General features: G+C 63.4%; 20 protein-coding genes. 10 read left to right on the forward strand and 10 right to left on the reverse strand.

From position 1 onward, the window contains the following. Both N826_RS29305 and N826_RS43465 read right to left on the reverse strand, forming a co-directional pair. Positions 1-1,893, reverse strand: coding sequence for an ISL3 family transposase (locus N826_RS29305; RefSeq protein ID WP_052832256.1), 1,893 nt, complete (start codon positions 1,891-1,893; stop codon positions 1-3). 54 nt (positions 1,894-1,947) lie between these two features. Further along, positions 1,948-2,367: a hypothetical protein gene (locus N826_RS43465; RefSeq protein ID WP_147041021.1), complete on the reverse strand. Its 420-nt coding sequence runs from the start codon at positions 2,365-2,367 to the stop codon at positions 1,948-1,950. 2,998 nt (positions 2,368-5,365) lie between these two features. Between N826_RS43465 and N826_RS29320 the strand changes: the two genes are divergently transcribed. The 5 genes from N826_RS29320 to N826_RS29340 all read left to right on the forward strand — a co-directional run bounded on the left by N826_RS29320 (position 5,366) and on the right by N826_RS29340 (position 12,259). After that, positions 5,366-6,091, forward strand: a complete 726-nt coding sequence (locus tag N826_RS29320) for a ParA family protein (RefSeq protein ID WP_044434772.1) — start codon at positions 5,366-5,368, stop codon at positions 6,089-6,091. A 1,040-nt stretch (positions 6,092-7,131) separates the two neighbouring features. After that, on the forward strand, positions 7,132-7,506 hold the full coding sequence (locus N826_RS29325; RefSeq protein WP_044434774.1) for a hypothetical protein: 375 nt from the start codon (positions 7,132-7,134) through the stop codon (positions 7,504-7,506). A 149-nt stretch (positions 7,507-7,655) separates the two neighbouring features. Continuing rightward, on the forward strand, positions 7,656-8,459 hold the full coding sequence (locus N826_RS29330; RefSeq protein WP_044434775.1) for a PDDEXK family nuclease: 804 nt from the start codon (positions 7,656-7,658) through the stop codon (positions 8,457-8,459). A gap of 1,343 nt (positions 8,460-9,802) precedes the next feature. Further along, a complete protein-coding gene (locus tag N826_RS29335; RefSeq protein ID WP_052832258.1) occupies positions 9,803-10,825 on the forward strand; it encodes a replication initiator protein A in 1,023 nt (340 codons plus the stop codon). Between the two features lie 519 nt (positions 10,826-11,344). After that, positions 11,345-12,259: a hypothetical protein gene (locus N826_RS29340; protein WP_044434776.1), complete on the forward strand. Its 915-nt coding sequence runs from the start codon at positions 11,345-11,347 to the stop codon at positions 12,257-12,259. Here the strand turns inward: N826_RS29340 and N826_RS43470 are convergent. The 4 genes from N826_RS43470 to N826_RS29360 form a co-directional block, all read right to left on the reverse strand. Next, positions 12,213-12,632 carry a hypothetical protein gene (locus N826_RS43470; protein ID WP_147041019.1) on the reverse strand — a complete coding sequence of 140 codons (420 nt, stop codon included), beginning with the start codon at positions 12,630-12,632 and terminating at the stop codon, positions 12,213-12,215. The two genes, N826_RS29340 and N826_RS43470, sit on opposite strands and share 47 nt — an antisense overlap. Before the next feature lie 108 nt (positions 12,633-12,740). Beyond that, complete coding sequence (locus N826_RS29350; RefSeq protein ID WP_044434779.1) at positions 12,741-14,354, reverse strand: DUF4214 domain-containing protein; 1,614 nt, start codon at positions 14,352-14,354, stop codon at positions 12,741-12,743. Between the two features lie 21 nt (positions 14,355-14,375). Beyond that, complete coding sequence (locus N826_RS29355) at positions 14,376-14,912, reverse strand: matrixin family metalloprotease (protein WP_044434781.1); 537 nt, start codon at positions 14,910-14,912, stop codon at positions 14,376-14,378. A gap of 207 nt (positions 14,913-15,119) precedes the next feature. Continuing rightward, a complete protein-coding gene (locus tag N826_RS29360) occupies positions 15,120-16,292 on the reverse strand; it encodes a DUF4214 domain-containing protein (RefSeq protein ID WP_044434782.1) in 1,173 nt (390 codons plus the stop codon). Positions 16,293-16,388: 96 nt separating this feature from the next. Between N826_RS29360 and N826_RS43475 the strand changes: the two genes are divergently transcribed. Continuing rightward, positions 16,389-16,952, forward strand: a complete 564-nt coding sequence (locus N826_RS43475) for a hypothetical protein (RefSeq protein WP_147041017.1) — start codon at positions 16,389-16,391, stop codon at positions 16,950-16,952. Between the two features lie 441 nt (positions 16,953-17,393). On the opposite strand, the gene N826_RS43480 is transcribed toward N826_RS43475, so the two are convergent. Then, positions 17,394-17,576: a hypothetical protein gene (locus N826_RS43480; RefSeq protein ID WP_147041015.1), complete on the reverse strand. Its 183-nt coding sequence runs from the start codon at positions 17,574-17,576 to the stop codon at positions 17,394-17,396. Between the two features lie 8 nt (positions 17,577-17,584). Between N826_RS43480 and N826_RS43485 the strand changes: the two genes are divergently transcribed. Both N826_RS43485 and N826_RS29370 read left to right on the forward strand, forming a co-directional pair. After that, complete coding sequence (locus N826_RS43485; RefSeq protein WP_147041013.1) at positions 17,585-17,917, forward strand: hypothetical protein; 333 nt, start codon at positions 17,585-17,587, stop codon at positions 17,915-17,917. Between the two features lie 517 nt (positions 17,918-18,434). Next, complete coding sequence (locus tag N826_RS29370; RefSeq protein WP_044434785.1) at positions 18,435-18,737, forward strand: hypothetical protein; 303 nt, start codon at positions 18,435-18,437, stop codon at positions 18,735-18,737. 25 nt (positions 18,738-18,762) lie between these two features. Here the strand turns inward: N826_RS29370 and N826_RS45800 are convergent, their stop codons facing one another. After that, on the reverse strand, positions 18,763-18,885 hold the full coding sequence (locus N826_RS45800; protein ID WP_280178494.1) for a hypothetical protein: 123 nt from the start codon (positions 18,883-18,885) through the stop codon (positions 18,763-18,765). 433 nt (positions 18,886-19,318) lie between these two features. On the opposite strand from N826_RS45800, the gene N826_RS29375 reads away from it, so the two are divergent. Continuing rightward, entirely contained in the window at positions 19,319-19,516 is a 198-nt protein-coding gene (locus tag N826_RS29375; protein ID WP_044434786.1) for a hypothetical protein, read from the forward strand. Positions 19,517-19,522: 6 nt separating this feature from the next. On the opposite strand, the gene N826_RS29380 is transcribed toward N826_RS29375, so the two are convergent. Together N826_RS29380 and N826_RS29385 are read right to left on the reverse strand one after the other, a co-directional pair. Further along, positions 19,523-19,726 (reverse strand): hypothetical protein, encoded by a 204-nt coding sequence (locus N826_RS29380; RefSeq protein WP_044434788.1) that lies wholly within the window; start codon positions 19,724-19,726, stop codon positions 19,523-19,525. A 41-nt stretch (positions 19,727-19,767) separates the two neighbouring features. Further along, positions 19,768-20,439 carry a hypothetical protein gene (locus tag N826_RS29385; protein ID WP_044434790.1) on the reverse strand — a complete coding sequence of 224 codons (672 nt, stop codon included), beginning with the start codon at positions 20,437-20,439 and terminating at the stop codon, positions 19,768-19,770. Positions 20,440-21,013: 574 nt separating this feature from the next. On the opposite strand from N826_RS29385, the gene N826_RS29390 reads away from it, so the two are divergent. Beyond that, positions 21,014-21,988, forward strand: a complete 975-nt coding sequence (locus tag N826_RS29390; RefSeq protein WP_063772339.1) for a recombinase family protein — start codon at positions 21,014-21,016, stop codon at positions 21,986-21,988. The last annotated feature ends 214 nt before the right edge of the window (positions 21,989-22,202 follow it).

Genomic DNA, 22,202 nt, shown 5'->3' on the forward strand with positions numbered 1-22,202 from the left:
TCATCGAGCTGCGCGTCGGCGGCGTCGCCGCCGATATCGGATCGCCGGCGGCCGGGTCCTGATCCGCCGCGGCACCGTCGGCGTATCGATCACCGGCGTCTCGGTGCATGGCCACGCGATCGACGGCCTCGAGCGGCTGATCGTCCCGCGGTCGCGCTCCTTCGACCGGGACATCGCGCCGCCCAGGACCGGCGGGCGGGGACGATCGGTTTCCCTGGACGGGCATCTCCGCCCCCTGCTGGATGCCGAGCTCTCGGGCGACCCGAACCGCAATACCGTCTCGTACACCTTCCAGTCCAGGCCCGGCGACTGGCTGCTGATCCGGGCGAACGAGATATCCATCCTCGTCGAGGCGGAACTGACCCGGCTGACGCTCCACCCCGGTGACGCCAGTGGATCGGGGGCGATGGAACCCCTGATCGTCCAATCTGATTTCATGAGGTCCGGCCTCTGGCTCCCGACGCCCGACGAGGACGAAACGGTGGTCAGGTTGTTCTGGCGCGCCGCCGCAATCCAGGGATCAAGGGCGTCAACCTCCTGCTGGCGGATCATGGCGGCGAAGGCCCGGACCAGGGTCACCGCTTCGGTGATCGCCGGCGCGGCGGTGATCAGCGTCGCCACCAGGCCGCGTTCTGCCTCATCGAGTTTGGCCTGATCCGCCAGAACCAGCCGGGTGGCTTGTCGGCTGGTCGGCACCGGAACAGCCGGAAAGCGCAAGGCGGCCGAGCCGGGAGCGCGATCACGGCGTTGCCGGGTTGCCCACAGGCGAACGGCGCCCGACTTGCCGGTAAAACCCTGATCGCACAGCTCTCGCCACAACTGAGCGGCGTTGTGACATCCTTCCCTCCAGCGTCGCTCCAGGTACTCCCGGTAGCGATCGATCAACTTCGGACGTGGCGGTTTACGCCAAGTCGGAGCATGTCCTGCCCGCAGCCAGCGCTTCACGGTCTTGTGACCCAGGCCAAGTTCGCGGGCAATGCGCTTGAGCGGCATTCCAGCCTGCCGCAGACGGGCGACCTCGTCATAGCGGGCTTGGCGGTCATCGAACCGGTCGCGGGCACGGTCCTCGGCTCTCGACCCCGGTTCCGGCCGGGATACCAGGGAAGGTGTCGGCGCTGTCGCCTGGATCGCCTTGCGGATCTCTTGATGGTGACGGTCGAATACCGGCTTGAGGGCGTCGGAGGCGTTGCACAGCAGATGAAAACGATCGGCGACCTGGATTGCCTCGGGAGCGCCCTGGCGAATGCCGTCGGCAAAGGCGCCCGCCCGGTCGCGGGCGACGATTTCGGCACCGGGATGCTCTTTGAGCCATGTCGCCAATGTTTCGCCCTGCCGGTCGGGCAGCAGGTCGATCGCGCATCTGCGTTCGAGATCGCAGAGGATCGTGCCGTAATGCTGGCCACGACGGAAGGCGAAGTCATCGACGCCGAGCACCCGCGGCGCTTCGGCGGGCTTCAGGACGATCGCCCGGATCAGGCGCAGCACGGTGTCGGGGCTGAGCGGCATTGCCAGCCGGCGGGACAGGCGGGAGCCACCTTCACCGCCCAGCGCCAGGCCGAGGTCCTGTTGCGTCTCGCGCAGGCGAAGGGTGCGGCGGGCCATCGGCACGGTGACCTCCGGCAACCGCTCGGCGAAAACCCGCCTCGGACAAGCGTCATTGACGCAGCGGAAGCGGCGGACGCGCAGGTGCAGTTCGACCCGACGGCCCTGCCACGGCAGATCCGCCAGCCGGCGACCATAGCTGCTGTGCCGGCGGACAGAGGGATAGTCGCACAAAGGGCACGTCGCCGAAGGACTGGTTGAATGCGTCTCGAGGACGAGATGATCGTCGGCAGGTCGCAGACGATCGACCGCCAGGTTCGGCGGCAGCAGGCAGAATTCGGTGCTGTACAAGGATAAAGATCACGTTGGAAGCGAAGCCACCTCCTGAATATAATCACTCAGTCTCTACCCGCCATCCGTGTGCATCGAAAACGCGGGAGAACCCAGATTTCCGAAGCCGATTGACACTTCGGTGGCTCGCCAATGGGCAACCCGGCGCTGAAGAGATCGCAGAAGATGATCGGGGAATTGACCGGGATGAAGTCGCTGAAGTTCCTCAAGCAAGGTCGTAGCCTGAATACCTGGAACTTGACGGAGCAGCGGCAGCAGATCCTGATGCCAGACCTCTTCGAAGGGATCGCGGCGCGTTCGGTATTGGCGAGGTGAAGCCCGCGCCTGACTGGGCACGATCGGAGACTCATCGATCCGCCGAGCCGTGCGCTCGCTGAAACCGGCCTGCGCGGCCGATGTCGCCTGGGTCTCGCCTTCTTTGCGTGATGACATGTATCGCCTGAACTGCCGGTCGTTGATGTGTTTGGCTGGCATCAGCCTCTCTCCCGCGATCGCGAGAGAGAGGCTGATGCCAGCACCGAAAACCGGCCATCACAATCGTCGTCAGGCGGCCATCCTAATTGTCGTTACACAGCTGGTATCTCGATAACCGGCATCGGCCTGTCCCCCATCCCCGTCCTCGGCATGGCTTCACGCTGGCGCCTATCGGGCCGGACGTCAAGGCCGCATGCGACAAGCGGGCACCGGCCGGCATAACGCATTTTTGGGACGATCCTTCGCGTCCCAACACGGCTAGTACTGGGTTTTTTCAGGTGCCGTTCCGGTGTCGCCCGGCGGCAGGTCCGCCCGGTCAGGCCGCTTGCCACCCGGTCTGGCCGCGTTTCGGGGTGAAAATCCTTCTCCAGTTTCGCCTGACCGGGCGCCGAGCCCCTGCCCCTTCGAAGGAAGGCCCCGCTCGGGCCGGTTAGTCTTGCCGTCCGGTCCCATGTTCGGCCGATCCCTGCCGGGGGTGTCGCTCCCCTGCCCTCATGTCCGGCCGATCCGCCGTCCTGCCCGGACCTGCCCGCCTCATGGCGCGGTCCGTCATATCTTTTTCAGGTTGGCCGGTCTGCTGCCCTCGGCATCCTCGACCGGGTCCGGTCAGGCGTCCCCTGGGGCGTTAATTTTTCCTCGGACTGAGGGGATCGATCTGTATTCGCCCGATACAGGTCTATTGTACCCATTACCCTTACGCAGAAAGTGCCATAAGGGAAAACGTCAATTCAGCCAGATTCAATGTTGTATTGGATGCCAGTTTGGCGAGGGGTAAACGCCTTTCCGGGCCCCGAAATGCGCCGCGTCCCAGGATTTTCATGAAATCCGGCTGTATTCGGCGACGTTGGAGCCGGCCAAGGATCCGCATAACGTGGACAATCCCCAAACAGAGCTCCGCTCATCCCCCGCCCCCAAGCGGCAAATCCGCCCCATCCCCGCGTTATCTCCGTCCCGATCAGCTGTCCCCAGCCCGCAGCCAAGCCGTTCATCCCAGGCGGTCGATCGAAGTTCCCCTGCCCCACCGTACACAGCCGCGAAAAATGTTATACAGCATTTTGACACGCCCTTTCGAGACCAGGTCCAGCCACCAGCACCAGGGCCCAGCCGCTTCATTCCCCGAGCCATTCACGGAGCCAGTCCCCAGGCCATTCCCCAGCAACCAGGCCGAACCGATGTCGGGGGGAGGTGAAACCGAGCCCGACACGGAGCCTGTCGCGTAAGGATACCCGGTCAATCCGCCATCCTACCACAGGACAGGCCGTTCCATCACGGAGACCATCCCCGCCGGCAGATCAGCCGACCTTCCCAGGAGCCTATCAGGACCCGATGTGGATAGTCTCCCGCCCTGCCCTGCCGCCCTGCCCTTCCAGGCCCGTAGAACCGCTCCAGAACGGCCAATCCGGCCACTCCCCGGCGACACCTGGGCGCCCGGCCCATCCTGGCGGCCATTCATCACCTCGAAGGCCTGTCGATCACTCGTCCCGTACAGATCGGAACATGCCGGAACATCCGTCCGAACGCCACATTACAGCAAATTAACAAGCGATATCATCGCGTTTGAAATGGTAACTCACCATGAGCTATCACGGAAATTCATTACTTATCATAAGTTATCCGTGCATATCGGCGCTTATGGTGATTCGCCATGGTTTAAGGGGCACGCCGACACCTTCGAAAGCCGTGCCGTTGCTGGGATCGCGGACGCGATCCCAGGCCAGGTTCATCCCCGCAGGTTGGAGCAAGGCGGCATTCCGCCATGCCGGTCCGCCTTCCAGCCAGGTTTCCCCGTTCCAGGGCGCCGATCCGCCGAAACCCAGTGGCCATGGGGGTTTGGGGTATTCTTGTGCTTTCCTGGAATATCATGGAATAAGATGGAATTTCATGTATACATAAAATAGCCAAGCCCTTGCAATCGCTCGATGTCATGCCGGGCTGGATGGACCGGCTCTGGATCGTGCCGGATGAACTCGTCGGGGGCACGGATTGTCCCGGTACGTCCTTCGGCTTAACGTTCGGGCATCCTTCGGCTTAACATGGACACCGCGCTGTTTGATCGGCCATGGTCGTCGCGGATCATCGGGCCGGCGAAGGGAAGTGGTTCATCCCGGGGTTGGAGTGGATCGGTCTGATGAGGGAGCGGGTGGTCCGCTTCAGGGTACAGGGATCGGCTGGTGTTGGGGTCGGACTGGCAAGGGATGGGGAGCGGCTGGGCAAAGGGTTTGGGCAGATAATACCACTTGGGACGCGGCTGATAACGCTCTTGGGCGGCCTGTCAGAACCGGCTTTTGATTGACCCTGTTATGGGGACGCAAGCTTTTTATGGTGTCATCGGACCTGTCCGGAAACCGGCCGAACCGTTATCAAACCACGGCGATCGTCGGCAAAACCAGCGCTTTTTCGCTTCACCGACCCCGCCCGGCGGAGCCTTCGACGGGCTGGTCGGCGCACAATTCATGAGGAACCGCCCGAAGTTTTTCTGTAAATCGCCCCCTGCCCCACCCGCTCCGCTCCTGTTCCGCTCCCGGTTCCTGGCGGAACCTACTGGTGGCGCTATTCGGGACGCCTTTGCCACGGATCAGGGCCACTTCCGTGGGCGCGACATCTTCGGAATGCCTCACCTGGAGACATCAGCCACTCACCCGGTGACCATAGTTAGTGAAGATATCTCATTAAGTTTTATAGTGAGATACCACAGGGCCGAGATACAGGGTCCCGACAACGCTTGGTGTCGTCCCTGGCGCTGATCCTGCCCGCGTTTGGCGTTGGATTGGCGGTGATCCCGGACGGATCTGCCATGCCTGACCACCATAATTCCCTGCGAGACGTCTCTTGGATACATGTGGACGATTGATCATGAAGAGTTGAATGACGGTGAAACCAATTCGACAGGCATCTTTCCTGTTGCGCGCGCGATCGTCCTTGAGGCACCTTCGCCGGCCAGGGCGGCGTCCCCGGGCGGGTCGTCGAAACGCATCCTCGATCCGACGGGAGATCCTTCATGACGTTCGTGACAACCTACGCTTCCAGCAAGGGCGGTGCCGGCAAGACGACAACCCTGCTCGCGACCTGCACCGAGCTGCGGGCGCGCGGCCTGACCACGCTGCTGATCGACGCCGATCCGAACCGCCACCTGGCGGAATGGTCCAAACTGCGCGGCGACGCCGGCGTCGAGGTGATCGACGGTGTCACAGAGGCGAACATCCGGCAGGAGATCAAGGGCAACGCCGATCGTTTCGACCACGTCCTGGTCGATCTCGCGGGCTTCAACAACATGAGCATGGTCTATGCGTTCAGCGTGTCGGACCTCGTGATCATCCCTGCCCTGCGCTCGCGCTGGGACATCAAGGAGACCATCAGGACGCACAGGAACGTGCTCGACAGCATGGCCGAGATGCGGCACCAGCCCGAGGTAAGAATCATCCTGACACGCGGCAAGCAGGCGATCCGCTCGCGCGTCTCCAAGCATGCCGAGACCCAACTGACCAGCCGGGAGCTTCCGATGTTCCGCACCGAGCTGTTCGACTGGGCGCTGCTCGAGGAGCTGAGCTACTCGGGTCACGGGCCGATCGAGAACCAGCCGGACGGCAACGCGGCGGGCAATGTCCGGGCCGTCGTGTCGGAGATGATCGCCATCCTGGAAGGACTGACGCTGAACCCGAGCGTTCCGCGCAAGGCGGCGCCGGCCCGGGACGGCACGGTCAAGCGTCTCAAGGCGAAGGCCTGAGACCGAACCTTCGAAAAGGCGGGGCAGGGGTTCGGCGCCTTGCGGCGCCTCACCCGCGTCCAGCCTGCGGGTTTGATCGGTACCGGTCGGTCCATTATGGTGAGGTGGTTTCACGACGATATATAGTGAAGATATTTATGGAAGTTATGCATCGAAGCGTTCCAGGGAAGCTGTTCGTCTTCATCAGGCATCTCCGCGATCCCGTGCCATGACATGACGGCGCGACAACTCCACCACGGATATCCAACCTGGATCGACAGGAGTTCTGATGGCCTGGTCTATCTCGCTGGCTTCGCCGGTTTAGGCGGTGCCAGTGTTCGAGGAAATCTCAGACACGACACTTCATGATCACTCTTCACTGGGATGCTTCATGAGGATACTCGGACAGGTCGCGGCGAGACAATCTCGGCTGTGTCGGAGCCTGCGTGTCTGCTCCGCAGACCGTGAAGACTCCAAGACATATATCTTGCTCACATGTCTTCACCACGATGTGAAACCTGGTCGGTACCGGTCCATGCCGCCTGGATTACCGACAGCTCCGGCGCGGACGATGTTCGCCAATGCTTGTTCATCACCTGTCTTCGACAGGTATCTTCATCATGTCACCGAGAGGAGCATCTCCACCTTAGCCTGGTCATGACCCACCGCCGGCCGGCACCACGCGTCGGACGTTCCGCTTCGGGACCGAGAGGGCAAGGGTGGGGCAGGGCGGAGATACCAGGAACCGGTCAGTCGCTCGATAGGTCGGAACCTCTTCACCACATCTCTCCACCATCCAGCTTCATCACGATACATCACCACGACGCCGCCGTAAGTTCTATCAGGCATCGCGGCGGTCCGGCGCCGGCATCAAGCCGCACCCTTCCCGGCACCGTCCGGCACCCTCTCGCGACGGGGCTGACATATCTTCCACACGAAGCGTCATGATGTGGCCAAGGCATGACACTTGTAGAGATATCTTAAACATCCCTGTGCTACAGCATTGACAGGCACGTCTCACGGCTGCTTGATGCGGCACGCACGGAACAGGAGCTTCAGGAATGGCAAAGACCGATCAGCGCGCACCTCTCGCGAACTTCGATGACGAGGACGAGCGGAAGCTGCAGCGTTTCGGCAGGGAGCGCGACATGATCCCCGTCGGCACGCCCCAGCCGTCGGCCGTTCAGCCGAGCGCGCCGCCGCCCGCACAGGCGACGCCGGCCCCAGCCTTCCAGGCGCCGTTCACGCCGCCGTCATATCCGCGGCCCGCCAAGACCCGCAGCTGGCAGAGCGTCTTTCCGGAATACCTTCTCGACGAGCTGGCGGAGCGCGCCGCGGCGCAGAAGACGACACAGAAGGTCATCGTCATGCAGGCCCTGCGGCTGCTCGGCTGCCGCGTCGAGGACATCGACATGCAGGACCTGCGCAAGCGTTAATCCTGGAGCAAGGCAGAGCAGGGTGGGGTGCTGATCACCAGCCCCGTTCGGCTCCGTTTCTCCAATCCCGTCCGGCATGGTAGGGTGGAACGGAGAGGACCCTGGAGCGGCCGAGCCCATTCGGGACGGTGATGGGTGGGGATGCTGGAATGAACACGGGATCACCTACGCGCTACTACGAGCGCTACGAGATAGAGGACGTGGTGCCGCCGGAGTCGCCGATCGAGAAGCGGATGTACGATCTGCTGGCGACCGACATCGTCCCTTACGCGAAGTCGGTCTTCGGCGCTGCGGACGGTTGGCTCGACGCTGCCAGGATGATCGAGGACGACGCGGCACTCCTGTCCCGGCGACGAGTCGTGATATTCCCGCAAACGAAGGTGGGCGACTATCGCGCCGATTTCCTGGTCGCGGTGACGGATCGCCACTTCGATCGATCCGACGCGTTCGACGATTTCGATCTTTTCTTCATCGAGTGCGACGGCGCCGAGCATCACGGCGGGACGAACATGCGGGGCGTATCCGGTGATACCGACATCGAAGCCTATGTCGAGATGATCAGAAAGGACCGCAAACGCGACAAGCACATCAAGTCGCTGACCGGCCTGGACATCCTGCGTTTCGGGGGAGCGGAGATCAACTTCTCCAGCCGGCACGTCAGAGCCGTGCTCGAGGCATATATCGAGGCCCACCTGGCTCACAGGCTGGTCTGCCGGATGCGCCTCGACAAGCTCACGGACCAAGGCTATGGGCGCGACGAGATCCAGAATTGCCTGCCCGACAAACTCGACGAGATCTCCCGCGTCATCGCCTTCGCCCGCGACATGGCGTCGATGCCGGTCCTGCGCAACTCGATCGCGACCGAGAAGACGAACTCGGGCGGCATGGCGACGCTCCTGAAGCTGGTCGATGAGATGCGCCGCGCGATCGAGAAACGGCGCGACGATCCTTGATCTGGGGCAGGGGAGCGCAGGGGAGAGAAGGGTAGGGAAGGGCACAACTAACGTCAGTGCAGGGGAGATCCGCTGACGATTGGCCATTCATCGTCGCGCGTCGAGGGGGCGGGGTCATGCCCTTCAACCCCGCCCCCTCTGTGCTCGTACTCGCGGTATGTCGGAGCTTTGCGGTCACTCCATCGCCATCCAGGAGACAGGCTCAGGATGCCGCCGGTGGATCCGGGTGTTGGCGGACAAGGGGACCGAGCCAGGTGGACGGGCTCCCGCAAAAGGTAGCCGTAGTTCCGCTGATGTCGAGCCAAGCCATTGTTCCATCTCGATAATGCATCACGAAACACCCATGGCAGCGGAACTACGGCTACCTCAGCGTTGCCAGAGGTAGCCGTAGTTCCGTTCGTTGGCAAAACCTCTTCGTGGCCGGGAAACGGTCCGCCGCAATCTCTCAACGTATTGATATTGCTCAGCTTTATAGCGCATATGTGGTTTGCAAAGAGGTTTTGCCGACCTTTCCAGCGCGGCGAAAGCGGCAGGGCTTTCATCCTTTAGGGCATGACCCGTACCATGGTTCAAGTCCGGTAAATAAAGCTTACGTCCTTGTTTTGACTGGAAATTCCAATCCAATGCCCGACATCGGCCGAATGGGGCGCCGTTACACCCGTCCGTATCCGCGCAATCGGCCGAGGGTGCGGAATGTGGGAAAAACCTCTCCGCGACGGGGACATCGTCCATAACCCCCTGTTCTAAATGAAAAAATCCAAGCCACCGCGCCGCTCCGCCCAAGGTCGCGAGAGACTGTCCATCGGCGATGTGGGTAAAACCTCTTCCATGCCTGTCCATCGCCCCGCAAATCAGGTCCAACTCACTGAAAATACTACATATTTCTCCATCCCACGATGCTGAAAAGAGGTTTTGCCCACATAAAAAAACCGGCCTGACACACATATCGGGACTCGGCGGATTCACTGGTTGATTCGCGTCCGGGGAAGAAGCCTTCCAACCTATCGAGAAGAGGTTTTACCAACGTTCTGCCCGGTTTGAAGAGGTTTTGCCCACAAAAACACCCCTCCCTAAGAGGTTTTGCCCACGTCCGAGCGGTTTATTGGCCCTTTTAGCGGAAAGTTCTTCACAACTGGCTTCTTTACCATGAACATCCCGCAACCGGAATTGACGATGCGGGGGAGTTATTCATGGCGGCAAGACGGAAGGTTCAGGAGATGCCTGTCGCGGAAGAGAAAGGAGCTCGAACGCTCCGGTCCCGACCCGCCGGTGGCGCTTCCGGAAACTCGCCTGCCGTCCAATCACCTGCCGTCCAATCACCTTCCGTCCAATCTTCTTTCGGAATGAAAGGAGATGCTCCGGAAACGGCGAAGCCGGCGCCGAAGCCGAAGCCCAAGGCGCCCGTCCGCCGTGGCGGAACGGCACCGAAACCCGCGCAGCACCAGCTGGCCCTGCCGATGCTCGACCGTCCGCTGACCGGGGACGTCCACAACGGGCGGCCGCTGATGCTGCACTGCTACTTCGCCCACAAGACGAACAAGTCCAACCCGATAACGGAGCTGCCCACCTACGATGACGGGAAGATCCGGATCGAGGTCCGATCGACCAAGAGCGGGTGCGCCACCGTCGATGACGCCGAGATACTGCTCTACTGCATGAGCATCGCCGCCGAGAAGCTCGCCCGCGGCGAGCCGGTGAAGCAGGACTTCACCTTCACGCTGAAGGACTTCACCAGGGTCGCCGGACTGTCCCAAAGCGGTTCCGTGAGCAAGAGGCTGGGCGAGGCGCTCGAGAGGCTCAAAGAGACCAACGTCAAGACAAACGTCGAGTCGGGGCGAAAAATCTACGTCGAGGGATTCAGCTGGGTCGAGAACTACTCGTTTGACAAGGGCAAGGAGATGATGGTTAAAGGCCGGAAGCGGGCCGGCAAGATCAACAGCGTCACGGTCCGCTTCTGCGACTTCCTGTGGCGCACGGTTGTCATCGACAAGAACTTGCTGTCCTACAACCGCGACTTCTTCGAGCTTTCGCCCCTGAAGCGCCGCCTCTATGAACTCGCCAGGCTCCACTGCGATAACAGGCCCGCGTTCCGCATCAGTCTCGAGGCGCTACGCGACCGCGTCGGCACGGTGCAGGAACTTCGCTTCTTCAAGTCCGACCTGGAAGCGATCCTGAACGAAAACAGGCAGAACCCGCTGTTGGGATACACCTTCGTGATCGATCTCGGGGACCGGCGCGGCAAGAAGGCCGTGCTGGCCAACGTCGTCGTCGAGTTCAGGGATGCGTCATACCCGGCCACCGGGATAGAGGGCGACGTGCCCCTGATCGATGAGACTTATCTCCATGACATGAAGGCATCCCCGTAGTGGGACGGCTTCCCGCATGCCTTTTCGGCGCCTTACGCGCTGGAAACGCCCCGCTCTCCATCGGCGCAGGCTTCACGCGGCGCCGTGGAAACGCCGATGCCGACATCGCCGTGCGCGATTTACAATCGGCATCACCGCAATCACTGGCAGGAGACCGGCCATGAGGACCTAGAAACACCGCGCCGCCTCTCGAGCTGCCAATCCGTTTGCGGCGGATTGAACAGCCCGATCGGGCGGTATGCGATAGACAGAATGTGCGCCAGGAGATAGCCAACAACCAGCTATCTCATGGTTCTAACCAAGCCAAAGGCTATCTCCTGGCGCACCGGACTGGCAAGCGGAATTTTATATTTTTCGCAACGCCGAAGCCTTGTCTGTCGCAGCTGAAATAATTCAGTAATTCAAGCGACGGAGTTCGCCATGGGAGAGCCATGTGCCCCTGATCCCCACGCGTCTGCACGCTGGGGTATAGTTTCCAGTCGGATCGTCCATGATCCGCATCTCTCGATTTGCGCCAGGATGGTCTACACATCCCTGAGCACACATCGGACCGCCGATGGACACTTCGAATGCTGCCAGGCGACGGTGGCGGCGAACCTGAAACGGTCGCGCGGCTGGGTCCATGCCGGCGCCAGCGAGCTCGAGCGCAGGGGCTTCATCAGCATCGAACGGGTCTTCATGGACGGCCTGCAGCGCCCGAGTCGCTACCGCCTGCTCGATGGGATGGGCCGATCCCACTCGGTGAGCGATGCCGATTCGCCGGTCCATCCGGTGGGTCAAACCCCTGCGGACGATGGAAAAGTCCCCGGCGCCACCGACGAGGATGATCGACGTATCGAAGAGGATGGCCGGTGTCAGCCCGCTGCGGCCAGCCGTCAGCCCGCTGCAGCCCGCTGTCAGCCCGCTGACACGAGTCAGGAATCACAGATTCAGGATTCTCTCTCTCAAGGTCGTGCGGGAGAGGCTCATTATCCGGGGACCGAGAGATCCAGGGAAACCGAAGCCGATCCGGTGATACCGCCGGACTGGCGGCCAAACCCCGACGACGTCGCCTGGGCCCTGGAATTGAACCACCGCCTCGACATCGAGGCGTTCACGGCGCGGTTCGTGCTCGCCTGCCGGGCTGGGAATTACCGCTACGCGGACTTCCGAGCCGCCTGGCGCCTGTGGCTCATCGACCCCAGGAAACCGCTTCCGCTGATCAACCAGACGTCCCGCTCCGGAGATACCGCCCATGCCGACTTCATTCGCGTCACCGGAGTGTCCGGCGCCGGCAACCGCGACAAGGAACGCGTTCGTCCCCGGGAAAACAGGACCTTCGAAAGGCGGGGACGTGTCGGCCTGGCTGCCGACAACGCCACTCGGGCGCGTGACTGTCTGGGCCGAATCATGGCACGCCGACCCGCTGGTGCACCTGCCGGATATCCCGGCTGAGGTCGAGGCGGCCCTGCCGGCGGCGCTCGAGCGGGCCAGGCTGGACCTGGAGCCGGGTGATCCGGCCGAGGTGCTGTCGGCGCTCGAATGCCTGGCCAGCCGGCGCGGTTTCGCGCTGCCCGAGCCGATGGCGCTCGACCTCGACGTCGCCGCCCTGTCGGCCTGGCCGCGGGACATCTTCCATCAGGCTTTCCGGGCGATATGGGACGGCTTCGCCTACCGGCGGCTGCCCGAGGTGGCCGACTTCAGGAAACACGTCGAGGCCGATCTCGCCGAGCGACGCGATCGCCTGGAGCGGATACGGTCGATGGCGCTGAAACTGGAAACACTTCGTCTGCGCGAGAAGTGGGACTGCGACTCTAGAGAGCGCCACGCCGCCATGAGGGAAAGACGACGGACCGGAACCGATATGCCTTCGGATGCGGGGAGAGGGGGCGGCCTCGCGGCCGCCTCCTGCCGGACTCGGTCCGCGGGGTCCTTCTCAGATGAAGTGGATCCCGTCGTCGGTCAGGCCGGCCAGCTTGACCATGTGCTCGTTCGACTCCGAGAAGCCGACCACGATGTCGCTGCGGGACATGCCGCCCTTCAACCCGCCTTCGCGGTCGAGGACGTTGCGGTAGAGCTGGCGGACGAAGGAGACGTCGTCGAGCGCGCCGTACTTCCCCTGGAACTCGGCAGATCCCGTGAAGCCGTCGGCCGTTGTCTTGAGGGTCATGCCGCCCTTGATGGCGCCCAGCCAGCCCTTGATCCCGGGAGCGTCGCCCTGGCGGTCGAGGGTCGTGTCGTACATGCGGGCGACCTGGGCCGCGCGTTCGTCTCCGATCCAGAGCCCTTTCTGGACATTGGCCGCCGTCTTGGCGATGTTCTCGGCCGATTCGGAGAAGCCGAGGACGACCTGCGATCTGGAAACGCCGCTGTTGAGGCCGCCGACCCAGGCGTTGAGGCCACCGGCGTCGGCCTCGCGGTCGAGCACGTTGTTGTAGAGCAGCTTGACGAAGCCGGTGTTGTCGAGGGAGCCGTATTTCGCCTGGAACTCGGCCGAACCGGTAAAGCCGTCGGTCGCCTGGGCCAGCGTCAGGGCCTTGTTCTCGACGGCGTTGGTCCACGAGCGCAGCCCGCCGAGGTCGGGTGCGCGGCCCAGCGTGGCGCCGTAGAGCCGGAAGACCTGCGCCGCGGTGTCGGCGGTGTCGGTGACGAGGGTGCCGTCGGCGAAGACGAACTTCTCGACATTGCCCGTGGCCTGGCCGCCGACGGTGACGTTGTTGCCGCCGAACGAGAACGCGGAATACTCGTGACGCAGGCCGAAGCCCGTCGCGGTGTCGCGGCCTGTGCCGCCATCGAACCAGTCGGCGCCGCCGTTGTAGACGACCGTGTCGTCGCCCTGGCCGCCGAAGAAATGGTTGTTCCCGCCGGTGCCGATGAAGACGTCATTCCCGCCCGTTCCGGCGGCACCCTCGACCGAGACAAGCGTGTCGCGGCCGCCCCAGGCCGATACCACGTATCCGGACGAGAGATCGACGGTCACGGCGTCGGGGCTGTCGCCGAACATCGCGATGTCGAATCCGTTTCCGCCGTCCAGCGTGTCGTCGCCCTGGCCGCCGATCAGGTAGTCGTCGCCGTCCAGCCCGTGGAGACGGTCCGCGCCGGCGTTGCCGGTCAGGGTGTTGCAAACGGCGTTGCCGGTGATGGTGTCGTTGCCGGAGCCGCCGACGGCGTTCTCGATGATCGTGCCGTAGGCGATCGAGACGTTGTCCAGGGCCTGGCTGTACTGGTATCCGTCCACGGCCCAGGCGCCGTTCTTGAAGGGTGTCGAGATCGTGCTGAAGGAGCCGGGGTTCAGGTTGATGGTCACCGCGTTGGCGTGGCGCGAGGCGTCGAAGGTGTCGGATCCGGCGGCGTCCCAGAAGCTCCTGAACTGGACGCTGAAAGAATCGAAGACATAGGTGTCGTTGCCGGTGGCGGCGGCCGTGTTGGCGCCGTAGAGATGCTGGACTGCCTTAATGTCGTACAGCATCGGCGTCGAGGCGGTCATGGAACCCTCGCGGTCGTCGTCGGGGTCGGTCCCGATATAGCTGGGCTCGCGCGTGTAGCTCATCACCGTGTACTGGTCGCTGTCCTAGTCCTTCGGCAGCGTCACGCCGGTGTCGAAGGGGTGGCTCATGCCGAGCGCGTGGCCGATCTCGTGCATCACGGCCTGGAAGTAGTAGTTTCCGGGCGACAGCGCCTTGATATTGTAGAAGATGTTGTTCGACAGCCAGACGTTGCCGGAACGTTCGAACGTCGTGCTGGGTGTCGTGGCCCGGCCGGCGATGCCGAGGCGGTCGATCTCGGAGCTGGTCCCGAAGCGGAGCACGCCAGAGGTCGAGCCGGTGTCGGCGACCTCGACGAAGGTGAGGTTCGCGACTTTCGTCCACTCGGCCAGCGATGCCCGGATCGCCGTCTTGAGGACCTCGTTGGGAGCGCCCGTGTTCGAGAACGGATCAGCGGTGCCGTAGGTCGCCTGCGTGCCGTAGGTCGAGGCGGCGTTGTGGAACGAGTAGGTCAACGTGGCTCCGGTGCCGCGCGCTCCGCCCCATTTGGTGTCGTAGGTCAGGGCGTCGAGCACGGTGTCGCCCGTGAGGGCGTAGTTCGTGGTGGTCTGGTACGTGGCCATCGTTCGGCTCCAGTAGGGGGTCTCTCAAGGGCCCCGGATATCGGATCGGGTCTGAAGGGTGTTGTTCGCGGGGCCGGAGGGGGAAAATCCGGTTTTCCGCCATATGTCCGGATAAGGCGAAAACACCAAGCGGGGCGGGAGGTCTGCGATAAATCGGAAAATGGAAGGACATTCCGGAGAAGCGCTCCCCGCCCCGGCCGGGCCGCCTCAGGTGTAGAGATGGACGCCGTCGTCGGTCAGCCCGGCCAGCTCGACGATGTGCTCGTTGGATTCGGAAAAACCGACGACGATGGCGCTCCTGGTCAATCCGCCCTTCAGGCCGCCGACCCAGGCCTTGACGCCCGATTCCTCTCCGTCGCGGTCAAGCACGTTGCGGTAGAGCTGGCGGACGAAGGACGTGTTGTCCAGCGACCCGTATTTCCCCTGGAATTCCGCCGAACCGGTGAAGCCGTCGGCCATGGCCTTGAGGGTCGTGCCGGACCTGAGCGCGCCGATCCATCCCTTAATACCTGGCGCGTCGCCCATGCGGTCGAGCGTCGTGTCGTATATGCGGGCCACCTTCATCGCGAGATCGTCGCTGATCCACAGGCCCTTCAAAATGTCCGGAGCCGTCCTGGCGACATTTTCGGCGCTCTCGGAGAAGCCGAGGACGACCTGCGACCGCGTCATTCCGCCGTTGAGGCCGCCGGTCCAGGCCGCCAGCCCGCCGGCGTCGGCCTCGCGGCCCAGCACGTTGCCGTAGAGGAGCTTGACGAAGCCGGCCTTGTCGAGGGAGCCGTACTTCGCCTGGAATTCGGCGGATCCGGTGAGGCCATCGACGGTCTGGCCGAGCGTCATCGCCTTGCTCTCCACGGCGCCAGTCCAGGCGCGCAGGCCACCCAGATCGGGAGCGCGGCCCAGCGTGGCGCCGTAGAGCCGGTGGATCTGGGCGGCGGCGTCCGCGGTGTCGGTGACGAGCGTGCCATCGGCGAAGACGAACCTCTCGACGCCCGAGGTGGATTGTCCGCCGACCGCGCCGTTGCCGCCGCCGTAGACGACCGTGTCGTCGCCGTCGCCGTCGCCGTCGAAGAACTGATTGTAATTGCCGGTGCCGATGAAGAGATCGTGTCCGGATCCGCTGCCGGCGCCCTCAATCGAGACCAGGGTGTCGTGCCCGACAGCGCCGATGTCGCCAACACCGGCCGGCGATACAGCAAATCGATGAGTGCTGCCGGGTCGGTCCGCTCGCGCTCGCCGGCCGCCGCCGCCTCGGCCATGGTTCCGTTGAGGGCAACCTCGTCCAGGTGCCGGAGCGACGACGACAGGCCGCCGAGGCAGGCCTCGGGGAACAGCCAGTCCCAGGTGCCCGCATCGGCGAAGGCGGTCTCGATCCCGGACCACAGGGATGCCAAGCCGGACAGAAGGAAGGGCAGGGGTGTCGTGCCGGTGGCATTGGCAACCAGAACAGCCGCCAGGCAGAGCGACAGAGCGAAGCCGTTGGGCGGAAAGATTTTCGACAGGAGCAGTCCGCGCAGACGGCGCCCCGCCCCCCAGCAATCCCGGCTCGTCCGGACCGATCAGGTCGAGGACGCACTCGGCCTCGGCGAAAGACCAGCCCGGCGGCTCCCAGTCCTCGATGGTCTCGCCGGCCAGGCTGTCCGGATCGACCGGCACGTAGCGGACCAGCTGATAGAGGTCGAGGTGGTTGGGCTCGGCCGGGAGACGGAAAGCCCGATCCGGAAAGCCCGGTCCAGGGCCCGCCAGAGGGCCATGGCGTGCCAGTCGGACTGGCGGTCGTCCGGCCTGCGGCCGTGCGTCCAGGCGAGGTCGGGATCGGCCAGCCGGGCGACCCGCTCGGGATCGCAGGCGCGGCCCATCAGCCGGAGCGCCCCCAACGTCTCCCGGCGCAGCCGCCAGGCGCGCCAGCGCGACGCCACCCGCTGCTGGCGTTCGTCCCTGATCCCGGCCAGGGCGTCGAGCCGCCGGAGGAGCCGCTCGGCCCAGGAGAGGGTCTGCTGGGTGGTGTTGGCGGTTCCGGGCTCCGGAGCCGGGAGTGTCTAGGCGGCCGGCGGCGTCCTGAACTCGATGATGCCCAGGCGGGGCGCCCTGACGACGGCGCCGCCGGCTGGACCGGCGATGACGTCGCCGGATGGACCGTTCAGCGGCGCCAGCGCCGGCGCTTCGCCCGGCTACTCCAGGGGTTCCGGGCTTCGCTCCAGGAACAGCCGCGTCTCCGCCTCGAGGCCCGTGGTGAAGCCGTCAAGATCCTCGATGAGCCGCTTGGTGTCCCTCTTCGTCATTGCCGGGGACGATATCACCGATACCCGGCAAAGTCTCGCCAAACCCGCGGCGGACGGTTGAGACCATCGAAGTAAACCGGGTCGTAACACGAAAATTACACTCGGTTGTAGGGTATTGCATGGAAACATCGGCGGGCAGCGCGGCGGTCATGCCGAGTTCCGCTCGGCAGGCTAACCGAGGGGCAAATTCGATGCCGGGCGGCTACGCGGCCATCGCGTCGCCGGCTGTCCCAGGGACGGCACGGGGCCGGTTCGATGCGTGACGCTCCGACAGACGCTCCAGCCGGCCGACCAAGGCGGTGTAGGGTCCGAGGCGGCGCTGGCGGTGAGGCTCAGGCAGGGAAGATGCCGAGGCTTCCACGGAAAGGCGCAGGGTGCGGGCCATCGTCGAGCATGGCGCCAAGTCGGTGCAGCACGGCCGACCTGTCATCCGCGATGTCGGCCGCCGCCGCCTGGACGGCTGAGGCCGTCGAGGCGCATGACCGCGTAGCAGGGTGCCGCACCCACGAGGAACGCCTCGAGATCGGCCAGGCTGATCTCGACGACGACGTCGGCCGGACCCGATCTGGCGGCAAATGTCAGGCTGCCGAGCACGAAGGGGTCGGCGGCACCTGTATTCGCCCCGCCCGTAAGATCAACCGAAAGGGATTAGGGGCCGTTCGTCCACATGGCGATTGTCCGATGGATGAGGTGACGCTGGTCTATCATCCGGCAGATACGCAATAGTCCTGAAACCGTCAATGCCGGTAGCGGCGATTATTTGTATTTATCTTTGGCCTGGTCGAATTTTGCCGACAAGGCCAGGTCCAGGACGGAACGACCTGCGATGAATCGAAAAAACCTATCGGTCCGGAGCAGCGTTACATGGAGCGTTACATGGACCGTTACATGCCCAACAGACCCCTAAGCCCTTATTATATATACATATTCATGAAGTAGATGTATAGTATGTAACGATCCTAACGCTATCCCTTAGGAGTCGTGTATAAAAAATATGAATTTATGGGTCTCCCTTATGGCCGTCTGAATCCGGCTTCTCATATTTTTTATTTTCTATAGGTTTTTGGGTGCGTTAGGTGCGTTAGGTGCGTTAGGTGCGTTAGGACCCCGGAGAACCAAGGGGTCCGATGTTAGGTCAGGCGCTGGGACGGCGCCCGGGGGATAGGTGGCGATAGGCCTTAATCGGCGCTCCCGATCGGATCATCCTGGGTGCGGGACCAACCGGGTGAGGGAAAGGACCGGAATGACGGATCAGCAATATGTCGAGTTCATGAAGCGCCACGCCATTCCGCTGGCGGTGGTGCTGGGCGTGCTCGAAAATGTCGGCATCTTATCGACATTCCTCTTTGTCCCCATAGTCCTGGGCAACGAGCCGCTGGTGGCGGCGCTCCTAACCGGTTCGTTCGGTCCGCTGGTCGTCTTCTTCGGCTGGTACGTCTATCATTCCGAGCGGATCTGGTGGCGCTACCAAGCCTGGCTCCGGCGGCGGCACGAGCGGCGGATCGCCGACTGCGGCTGGGAAGAGGGCGGCGACACGAGGATCTGACCGGCCGGGTTCCTGAATCCCCGTATCAGTCGCCGGACCGGACCAGCCGCAGGGCAGGGCGCGAGCGCCTGAGATGGCCGAAATCGCCGAAGTTCTCCTGGCCGGCCTCGACGTGCCGGGGAATGCGCCCGTCGTCGATGGCTTCCAAGGCCGCCGCCGGTCTCGTCGCTGATCCAGATGATGCAGCCGCCGGTGCCGGGACGCTCCCAAACCGGAAAGCGGCCGGCCTGGCAGGTTATGCGGAATCCCGGGTAGCGCAGGATCCGGTCGGGAGTCTCTTAATCGTCAAGGTTGGTGCCGGCCATGACAGTTCCCTCGTGTATCGCCCGAGAAGAGTGGCTTGGCAAAACCGAAAAGGAAACGCGGCCTGGATTGATACCATGATTTCAATGGCTTGGTCGGATGGACAGGCGACTGGTACCGGCTTGCATCTTCCCATTCGGGCGCGACTCGGATCCGGTATACTTTAGGCTGATTCGATCGGGGTCCTGGGCCTTTCCTGGAAAACGGAAAGCATTTTTTCTTGCCTTATTTCAAAAATCCTTGAAAATGTCGAAAAGCTTGAGCATCTGGGGTGTAGGGTGGCGTTTCAACCAGTCGGGCAGGGTGACATCATGGGGTCGATCAATTGGGAAATGACGAACACGCGTCCCGCTTCGAGCGCCGAGCGGTCGCAGGACCGCAATGCGGCTCTAAGGTTCGACGTCAAAGAATGGCGCCACGACATGAATTTCATGACCCAGGGCGCGTTCGAGCGCAAGCACGCATCGCTCCGCTGATGCCGGTCACGGCTTCGGCGTATCGCAGCGGCCCCGGGGCGGAGCCGGCCTGATCCTCGGCAGGATCGGCGATGGGCTGTAGCCCAGAAGCTCGACGATCTCCGCTTCCGTGTGGCCGCGCTTCCGCATCCTGCTCGCGACAGCGCGGTCGTCGATCGGCTCTTCCACCGGCCCGATCAGGGCGTCGCGCTCCTCGATATACGAGAGCATTTCCTCGGCAAGATCGATGTATCACGTCGGCGTTTTCCGCATCATATCGGCGCTCCGGCCCGCTCGCTCCGGTAGATCGACCCGATATCGAGATCCAGGCCGATGCTGCTGAGATTCAGGATTCCCGTCCCGAATTCCGGATGATCGGCCGGGCCACCCAGCATCGAATGGCGCGTTCCGGTCCGCCAGAACGCGGCCAACGGCAGGTCGGCGTGCAGGACGACGAATTCCTTCAATGAGCTGACATGGAGCAGCCGGCGGCCGATCGCCATTGAATCCTCGCCGGGCTCGCCGCTCAGGACCTCGATCGCCAGGACCAGCGGGGGCTGGGTGGTGTGAAACCAGTCCGGATCGGTTGTGACCGCGAGATCGACGATGAGGCAGGTGTTTTCGGCGTAGGGCCGGGCAGTGACCGAGACGCCGAGGCGGTGCGGCCCATCGATCTCTTTTAGGCAGCGGCTGATCAGCCCGCAGACCCTGGCGATCATCCGCGCTTGGAAGGCGCTGAGGGGCCACAGCGGGAACAGATGACCGTCCTGCAGCTCGAAGCCTTCCCGCTGGTCGCGCAGGTAGTCCCAGAGGTCGTGGGTTCCGCCGATATGCGGTGGCGGCGCATGGATCCAGATGTTGGGACGTTTCGCCGAAGTCTGTATCTTGTTGAGAAGCTCAACTGCTCGGTCCTCCGACGGCTGCCGGGATAGCACCTGGCCCAAAGATTGGTAAAATTTCTAAGATTTCAATAGCTTGGCCGATTAATTCAAACTATATGCGGAATAATATGAAAGCTCGGTATTTAAGATGCGTCGTGTTACAAGTTCCGATAACGAGCGATCACAGGAACCTGCCGGGTGTCGTTGCCGGGTAGTTCGTGTGAAAAGGCAGATTCTGGTGGGTTGAGCACCCTGTCACGCCCCATTTTGAAGCCCGGATCATGCGAAATCTTTGGGCCGTTCATACGAAAAGCTCGCCATCCGGATGTGGGGCATCACCGCACGTTGTTGGAAAACAAGCTTTTTTTTCAAGAAGAGAGCCTCAGGACGTGGCCCAGCCAGGGACCTGACCGTTGCCCGACATTCCGCCGCGTCCTGACGCCGAAACGCCCTCGCGGTTCATCTCGTCCCAATCGGCCAGTCCCCACCGGCAGCAGGGGTACACCCGCCATCACCACCGCCGTGACGCTTAGGTATTTTACCAAACAGCCATTTGCTGACAGCTGCCAGTTTGGTAAAATAGCCTGACAGGGGGCTTTTCCTGTTCGAAAAGCTCACATCACCGGAGACTTCCATCATGGCGCTGATCGGTTACGCCCGCGTGTCCACCGACGAGCAGACGACCGACCCGCAGATCGACGCACTGAGGACCGCCGGCTGCGCTGTCATTCACCGCGAACACGGTTCCGGCGGCGACCGGTCGCGCCCGGAGCTGAAGCGCGCCATCGAGCGCTGCGTTGGAGGCGATGTCCTGGTCGTGGTCCGCATCGACCGGCTGGCCCGCTCGCTCGCCCACCTGCTCGAGATCATCGAGACGCTCGATGCCCGGGGGGCGGGGTTCCGTTCGCTCGGCGACCCGATCGACACCACCAGCCCGCAAGGCCGCTTCACCTTGCAGATCCTCGGTGCCGTCGCCGAGTTCGAGCGCGCACTGATCCGGGAACGCACCAGGGCTGGCCTGAAGGCCGCCCGGGAGCGTGGCCGCATCGGCGGCAACCCAGGCCTCCGGCTTCGCTTGGACGCGGCCGTGCGTGCTGTTCATAGCGCCCGCGATGCCCGGCGCGACGCCGACGTGCTGCGGGTCGCCGACGACATCCTCCGTCACGTTCGGGAAATGCGTCCGGCCTATCCCTGGGAAACCGTGGCCCGCAGCCTCGACAGGGCAGGGGCGCGCCGCCCGGATGGTGGTCGCTGGACCGGTCCGGCCCTGGCGCGTGCCGTGCGCCGACTGGTCCGCGACGGCTTCGTGGACGGGAACGTTCTGGAACGCACCCCGCGCCGCCGCGACACCGACGACCTGGTAACACTGGTCGCCATGGCGGTCAGGACGCTGAAGCCACCAACCCTGGCCAACATCGCCCGCCACCTCGAAGGGCTGCACTGCCGCACGCCACGCGGCGAAACCCAGTGGTCGGCGTCCTCGGTGCAGAATCTGCTGGCCCAGGCTGTCGCGCAGGGCCTTCTGGACGACCGGCCCCTTCCCGCACCGGATGCTCCGCGCCGGCGCGGCCGCCCGCCCAAATCGCTCAAATCCAGTATGACGCAAGGCTGACTCATTGCCGGGCGGGAAGCCCTCAGCGCTCCATACTGCGGTCGCTTAGAAATCCGGGCGCTGGCAGCGGTTATGTCCCGTCACGCCCCCTGGTTCAGACCTTTGATAGCGGTTGCCGAGGGTATGCGACGCTGCGTGAGGATCGTCCAAAATTCAGAGTCTTTGCGCGCCGGCCCAGTTCCCCTGACAATGCCCTGACACCATTGAAAGCGAA

It is taken from the genome of Skermanella aerolata KACC 11604, from assembly GCF_000936425.1.
GTDB lineage: Bacteria > Pseudomonadota > Alphaproteobacteria > Azospirillales > Azospirillaceae > Skermanella > Skermanella aerolata.